At 73.0% G+C, this 6,954-nt stretch carries 4 protein-coding genes and 1 pseudogene; 3 read left to right on the top strand and 2 right to left on the bottom strand.

What is annotated here, in order from left to right; genetic code table 11:
* The 3 genes from VIW71_RS24465 to VIW71_RS24455 all read left to right on the top strand — a co-directional run.
* Positions 1 to 894 (top strand): amino acid ABC transporter permease (locus tag VIW71_RS24465; RefSeq protein WP_331624765.1); only part of this gene is annotated, 894 nt, incomplete at its 5' end.
* Between the two features lie 349 nt (positions 895 to 1,243).
* Positions 1,244 to 1,996 (top strand): class II glutamine amidotransferase, encoded by a 753-nt coding sequence (locus VIW71_RS24460; protein WP_331624764.1) that lies wholly within the window; start codon positions 1,244 to 1,246, stop codon positions 1,994 to 1,996.
* A 290-nt stretch (positions 1,997 to 2,286) separates the two neighbouring features.
* On the top strand, positions 2,287 to 5,643 hold the full coding sequence (locus VIW71_RS24455) for a right-handed parallel beta-helix repeat-containing protein (protein WP_331624763.1): 3,357 nt from the start codon (positions 2,287 to 2,289) through the stop codon (positions 5,641 to 5,643).
* 69 nt (positions 5,644 to 5,712) lie between these two features.
* On the opposite strand, the gene VIW71_RS24450 is transcribed toward VIW71_RS24455, so the two are convergent.
* Both VIW71_RS24450 and VIW71_RS24445 read right to left on the bottom strand, forming a co-directional pair.
* Positions 5,713 to 6,447 (bottom strand): hypothetical protein, encoded by a 735-nt coding sequence (locus VIW71_RS24450; protein WP_331624762.1) that lies wholly within the window; start codon positions 6,445 to 6,447, stop codon positions 5,713 to 5,715.
* Between the two features lie 83 nt (positions 6,448 to 6,530).
* Positions 6,531 to 6,954, bottom strand: a pseudogene (locus VIW71_RS24445) (hypothetical protein); the annotation flags it as partial.

The following is a 6,954-nucleotide window of genomic DNA, read 5'->3' as shown; positions in this document are numbered from 1 at the left end:
GTCGGCCTGGTCGAGCGCACCGGTCCGGTGCGCGGCGCCCGCGCCCGCGGTGGCCGGTTCTCGCTGTCGTCCTGGATGCCGCAGGGCGAGGACCCGCTCTTCGACGAGCCGGGACCGCGCGGGCGGCGGCGTATCGCGGTGGCCACGGTGTGCTCGCTTCTGGTCCTGGCCGCACTGGTCTGGGCCGGGCTCCACCAGTTCGCCGCCAAGGGGCAGCTGGACGCCGACAAGTGGCGCCTGTTCGTCCAGTGGCCGGTGGTCCGGTACCTGCTGACCGGGCTGTGGGCGACCGTCCACATCACGCTGGTCAGCGGCGCGCTGGCGCTGCCGCTGGGCGCCCTGCTGGCGCTGACCCGCCTGGCGCGCACCCGGCTGCTGCGCTGGCCCGCCGGCGTCTACGTCGAGGTGATGCGGGCCGTCCCGCTGCTGCTGCTGATCTACGTTTTCCTGCTCGGCCTGCCCAACGCAGGGGTCCGCCTGCCGCTGTTCTGGATGCTGGTCTGGCCGATCGTGCTCACCAACGCCGCCGTCTTCGCGGAGATCTTCCGTGCCGCGGTCCGCGCCCTGCCGGCCGGGCAGACGGAGGCCGGGCACGCGCTGGGGCTGGGCCACTGGCCGACGATGCGCCTGATCGTCCTGCCCCAGGCCGTCAGGCAGGCCTCACCGTCCCTGATCAGCCAGCTCATCCGGCTGCTCAAGGACAGCACGCTCGGCTACGTCGTCAGCTTCCTGGAACTCCTCAACTCGGCCAAGGTACTCGGCGAGTTCAACCACACGGTCGTCCAGAGCTATCTGGTCGTGGCCTTCGTCTACGTACTGGTCAACGCCGCGCTGGCCTTCGCGGCCGGCCAGTTGGAGCGCCGGGTCGCCGGCCGGAGCCCCGGCACCGGCTGACCGACCCGGTCCACAACCCCCGGGGGTCCCGTCAGAGCGGGACGGGGCTCCCGGGCGTCGCCGGGCCGCGGTGCCGCACGCGGTTGCGGGACGCCGCCCTCGGCCGGATGCCCCGGGCCCGGGTCATGGGCCCCGTGTTTCCGGCCCTCCGTGTCGGGCCGGGAGCGCCGACCGCCCGCACCCAGCCCCGTACCTCCGCCATCCCTCGATCAGCCGGCCCGCCCGCCGCGGACACACCGCCGGCCGTCCGTCATGCCCCGAACCACCTGTCTCCCTCAGCGAGTGCCAGCCGCGCGGCACGGTGCCTCACCGTGCCGCGGTCCACCGTGCGATGAAAAGAGTGCTCACCATGTGCCGACTTCTCGGTGCTGTCGCCAGGCAGCCCGCCGCCGTCAGCGAACTGCTGGCCGAAGACCTCGACCCGTTCCTCGAGTTGGCCTGCGAGCACGCCGACGGCTGGGGTCTGGCCTTCCGCGACGCCACTCACGCCGTGAAGGCCGTCAAGGAGCCCGTACGGGCCGACGTCAGCCCGATTCTGCGTCCGCTGCTCGACGAGTGCACGACCGACGCGGCGCTGCTGCACCTGCGGATGGCGAGCCCGCAGTTCCCGGTCTCCGTGCCCAACACCCACCCGTTCGGCGACACAAGCGCCGCCTTCGCGCACAACGGCGACTTCAACCCCGCCACCTGCCTGGACGACGTGATCGGCCCCACCCTGCTCGTCACCGCCGAGGGCGACACCGACAGCGAGCGGTACTACCTCGCCGTGCGGCGGTACATGGACGACGGCATGGAACCCGCCAAGGCGCTGCGGCAGACCGCTGACGACATACGCTCCCTGGCGACCCGGTTCGCCGCCCTGAACTGCCTCCTGCTCACCCCGTCCGCCCTGTACGCGTACACCGAGCACGACCCGCACTCCGAGGTCATCGAGCGCCGGGGAGCGGGCTACTTCGGGCTGCACTACCGACAGGACAGCGGCAGGGTCGTGGTGGCCTCCACGGGGTGGGCGCAGCCCGAGCCGCGGTGGACCGCGCTCCCCGAACGGCACGTCCTGGAGATCCGCCGCGACGACCTGGAGATCGTGGTGCACGGCGCGTGACGGGAAGCCGCGTGCCTGTTCCGGCCGGGGGGTGAGCCGGGCGAGCCGCGCGTGCCGAAGCACCTGGTGAGTATCCTGGTCACCTCCCGCTCGGTGACAGGCCGTCCGGAGAAACGAGTCGGCTGGTCCGTCCGCCGCGTCCCGGTGCACGCGGCCCGTCCGGGAAACCGGGAACCCGCCGCCGGTCCGGGTATGCGGCGGGCACCGCGTCCAGGCAGGATGGTCCCTGTCGTACCCGCGCGAACGCGCTCCGGCGCACCGGGCGGCACCAGGACTGAGGAGGATCGGGCGTGGCACGCCAGCTCATGACCGTCGGCCAGGACGGCACCGGCGACTACCCGACGATCGGCGACGCGCTCGCCCGGGCCCGCTCCGGCGCGCTCATCCGCGTACGGCCCGGCAGTTACCCCGAGAACCTCACCGTGCGGACCCGGGTCAGCATCGTGGCCGACGGCCCGCGCGGCAGCGTGGAGATCGCCCCCCACCGGGGCAGCGCCGTCACCCTCGCCGCGGACGCCGTCATGCTCACCGACCTCGTACTGCGCGGCGGCGAGGGCGACCTGCCGGTGATCGACGCGGTCCGCGGGCAGGCCGCCCTGGACGGCTGCGAGGTGCTGGGCACCGGCTGGACCGCGCTCCTCAGCCGCGACAGCGGTTCGCTGGCGATGCGCGGCTGCCGGGTCAGCAACCCGGCCGGCGCCGGCATCGTCGAGGCCGGCTCGGCGGGCAGCGTGATCGAGGACTGCCTCATCGAGCACCTCGGCACCTCCGCCGTCGTCATCACCGAGCAGGGCAGGGCCACCGTGCGCGGCTGCCGGATGCGCGACGCCCGGGGCAACGGCGTCCTCGCCAACGGCCAGTCCCGCGGCTCCGTCGAGGACTGCGAGATCTCGTCCACCGACAAGCCCGCCGTGGCCCTGGAGGGCGCCACCGGCGTCGGCCTGATACGAACGCTGGTCAAGGACTCCGCGATCGGCGTCTACCTCGCCAGCACCGCCCGTACGGTGCTCGAAGAGGTCCACGTGTACGACACGTCCGCCCACGGGATCGTCGTGGCGGCCCGCTCCGACCCGCAGGTGTCGCGCTGCGACACCGCCCGTACGCGCGGCAGCGGCCTGTTCGTCACCGGCCGCGCCCGCGGCCACTTCACCGAGTGCGCGTTCACCGCCGCCGCCCAGCCCGCGATCTACGTCGACGAGTCGAGCACCCCGGTCCTGACCGGCACCAAGGTCGCCGACAGCGAGGGGATCGGCGTCCTGCTCGTGGACGAGTCCGGGGCCGAGTTCGACCGGCTGGACGTCGCGGGCGCGGGCGGTGCCGGAGTGTGCGTACGCGCCGGAGCCAACCCGCTGCTGCGCCGCCTGCGGGTCACCGGCTCCCGCGGCCCCGGTGTGCTGGTCGCCGAGGACGGCAGGGGACGCCTGGAGGACTGCGAGGTCCACGACTCCGCCGGGCCCGCGCTGCGGATCGAGGGCCACGGCAATCCCCATGTCGGCAACTCCGTGTTCCGCGGCGCCGGGAAAGCCGGCGTCTCCGTCGGCGCCCGGGGGCTGGGCGCGCTGCGCGACTGCGAGGTGACCGGAAGCTCCGGCTCGGGCGTCGCCATCGAGGACGGCGGTGAACTGTCCCTGGTACGTGCCCGGATCACCCGCTCCGGCGGGCACGGCGTGCTGGTCTCGGCCGGCGGCCGGGCCACCCTGAACGGCTCCGAGATGAGCGGCAACAGCGGCGACGGCATACGCGTCGACAGCGCCGAGCAGGTCTCCGTCACCGCCTGCACCGTACGGTCCAACCTGGGCGCGGGACTGCGGCACTCCAAGCCCGGCCCCAAGTTCTCGGTGGACGGCCTGACCAGCGCGGACAACAAGGTCGCCGACGTCTGGCCGGGAGCGCAGCCGGCCGAACCCGGTGAGCAGCCGGGCGGCACCCCCGCGGAGGGCGCGCCCACCCCCGAGAACACCCCCGCCGCCCCCGAGGGCCCGTTCGCCGAACTCGACGCCCTGGTCGGCCTGGCCGGGGTCAAGCACCAGGTCAGCACCCTCGTCAGCCTCGGCCGTCTGGCCCAGCGGCGCGCTCAGCTCGGCATCCCCGCCCCGCCGATGAGCCGGCACCTGGTCTTCGCCGGCCCGCCCGGCACCGGCAAGACCACCGTCGCCCGCCTGTACGGCAGCATCCTCGCCGACCTCGGCATGCTGCCCTCCGGCCACATCGTCGAGGTGTCCCGCTCCGACCTGGTCGCCCAGGTCATCGGCGGCACCGCCATCAAGACCACCGAGGTGTTCGAAAAGGCCCTGGGCGGTGTGCTGTTCGTCGACGAGGCGTACACCCTGCTGTCGGACAGCAAGGGCTCGGGCGCCGACTTCGGCCAGGAGGCCATCGACACGCTGGTCAAACTGATCGAGGACTACCGCGACGAGGCCGTCGTCATCGTCGCCGGCTACTCCAAGGAGATGCAGGACTTCCTCGCCGCCAACCCCGGCCTGGCGTCCCGTTTCACCCGCACCATCGAGTTCGAGAACTACTCGGTGGACGAACTCGTCACCATCACCGAGAACATGTGCACCGGCCACAGCTACGTTCTCGACCCGCTGGCCGTGCAGGCGCTGCATGTGCACTTCTCCCGGATGCGCCGCGACGCCACGTTCGGCAACGGCCGCGCCGCCCGCAAGGTCTTCGAGGAGATGGTCGACCGGCAGTCGTTCCGGCTGGCCTCGCAGCCCGAGGTCGGCGAGGCGGACCTGATGCTGATCCTGCCCGAGGACGTCGGCGACGAGGAGGCCGCCGAGGTCAGGGGCGGCGGCTCGGTGAGCGCTCCCGGAGACTCGGACGTCCTGGCCCGGCTGCGCGGCATGATCGGGCTCGGCGCGGTCAAGCGCGAGGTCGGCGGCATCGTGGACCTGCTCACCACCTCCCGGCAGCGCGCCGCGGTCGGCCTGCCCACTCCCAAGGTCAGCCACCACCTGGTCTTCTCCGGCCCGCCCGGAACCGGCAAGACCACGGTCGCCCGTCTCTACGCCGACCTGCTGCGCTCGTTCGGCATCCTGCCGCGCGGCCAACTGGTCGAGGTCGCGCGCGCCGACCTGGTGGGCCGCTACATCGGCCACACCGCGCAGCTCACCACCGAGGCGTTCGAAAAGGCCATGGGCGGTGTGCTGTTCATCGACGAGGCGTACACCCTCACCCCGGCGAACTCCCCGCAGGACTTCGGCCGCGAGGCGGTGGACACCCTGCTGAAGCTCATGGAGGACCACCGCGACGAGGTGGTCGTCATCGCCGCCGGCTACCCCGACGAGATGGGCCGCTTCCTGGACTCCAACCCCGGACTGGCGTCCCGTTTCTCCCGCCATGTCTCGTTCGAGGACTACTCCACGGACGAACTCCTCGCCATCATCAAGGAGCAGACCTCCACGGCCGGTTACGAATGCGCCCCGGAGACCCTGGACGCCCTGCGGGTCCACCTGGACGCGCTGCCGCGCACCCGTTCGTTCGGCAACGCCCGGCTGGCCCGCCAACTGGTCGAGTCGATGATGACCCGCCAGGCGGGCCGCCTCGGCAGCGTCGCCACCCCCGACCTGCGGGCCCTCACCCTCCTCCTCCCCGAAGACCTCCCCTACGCCCCCGGTCCCAAGGACGGCGTCCGTACCTGACGGCCGCCTGCCCGGGCCGGGCGGCCGGGTGTCCCGGCGGCTGCCCGGGAAGCGCCGGCACGGGCACGCCTACCCGCCGTCGAACGGGCTGTTGCCCAGCCGTACCGGCGCACCGATCGCCTGGGACAGTGCTTCCTCGAAGGAGATGCCCGCCGGCCGCAGCACCGGCCCGTACCACACGAAGCGCACCAGAGGCCGACTGCGCTCGGGCAGGGAATGCCACACGAGGGCGACGTCCGCCACGGTTGCCGCCGACGCCCCGGGGACGCCCGCCACCACGCTGATCAGGTCCGGCCGGGTGTGCAGGTGCGACGCCAGAAACAGCCGGTGCCGCTGCTGTTCGTCGCTTTCGTGTGCCGAACGCAGCCATACGCCGGGGGCGATCGGCTCGGCCACCGTCGTCGCCCCGACCGGCTGCGGATGATCGGGAACGTCGCCCTCCCAGGACGGCTTGGGGAAGCGGCGGCCCTCCGCCTCCGGCCGGCCCCCCGGTTCGGAGCGCACCCAGCCCTGGCCGCGGTCCGCGCTGATGAAGAGCCCCCCGCCGGCCGTCGGCCAGGGCAGGCCGGCCGCTGTCACCACGGTCCGGCCCAGCCGGTCGGCCAGCCACTGCCCGGCTGCCACGGGCCCTTGGGCCGGTGCACGGCCGAACAGCAGCCGCAGACCGCCCCGCCCCGTGGGAACGGCGCGGGCCGCCGCCTCCAGCTCCGGCTCGCCCGCACCGTCCGGGAGGTCGACCACCACGACGGTGAACTCCGTGTCGGGCGCCAGCCCGGCGGCGAACACCCACGACTGCCGGTCCATCGCGCCGGGCGGATGGAGCAACCAGGCGTCGCCGGCGCGGCTCGCCCGCAACCGTGCGACTCGTCCGCTTCCGATATCGGGTGTCAATGTGCCGTGCCCGTCTGCCACAAGGCGGTTGTCCCGTATCGAATCAGTACGTTGCCATCGGCGGCCAGGACGAGCTCGGCTCCGTTGTGCCCGTCGGTGCGCGTGGACCACAGGGTCTGCCACGCGCTGTCGTACACGACCAGGTTCCCGTCGTTCTGGAAGACCGCCTGACGGTTCGGTCCGGCGGTCTTCGACGACCACCGGACGACGCCGTTCTCGTCGACGACGACCAGATTTCCGTCCGCCCGCAGGGCAAGGGTCGTCCGGTCCGAGGCCACCGACTGGCCCGGGTGCAGGACCAGCGTGGCCGAGAAGGTCTTCGACGTCCACTGCGGGGAAGGCGTGCTGCTCGTCCGGGGAGTGCCGCCGGAGGTCGTCCGTACCGGACTCGGCCGCGCGGAAGGCTGGACCGTACGGCTG

The organism is Streptomyces sp., assembly GCF_036524955.1.
In the GTDB taxonomy this organism is placed as follows: domain Bacteria; phylum Actinomycetota; class Actinomycetes; order Streptomycetales; family Streptomycetaceae; genus Actinacidiphila.
The sequence above is the reverse complement of the archived record's forward strand: the minus strand, read 5'-3'. Positions and strand labels throughout refer to the sequence as shown.

Coding starts and splice junctions, on each gene's coding strand:
- VIW71_RS24450 (WP_331624762.1), bottom strand. CDS start 6,447: ATGGACCGGCAGTCGTGGGTGTTCGCCGCCGGGCTGGCGCCCGACACG.
- VIW71_RS24460 (WP_331624764.1), top strand. CDS start 1,244: ATGTGCCGACTTCTCGGTGCTGTCGCCAGGCAGCCCGCCGCCGTCAGC.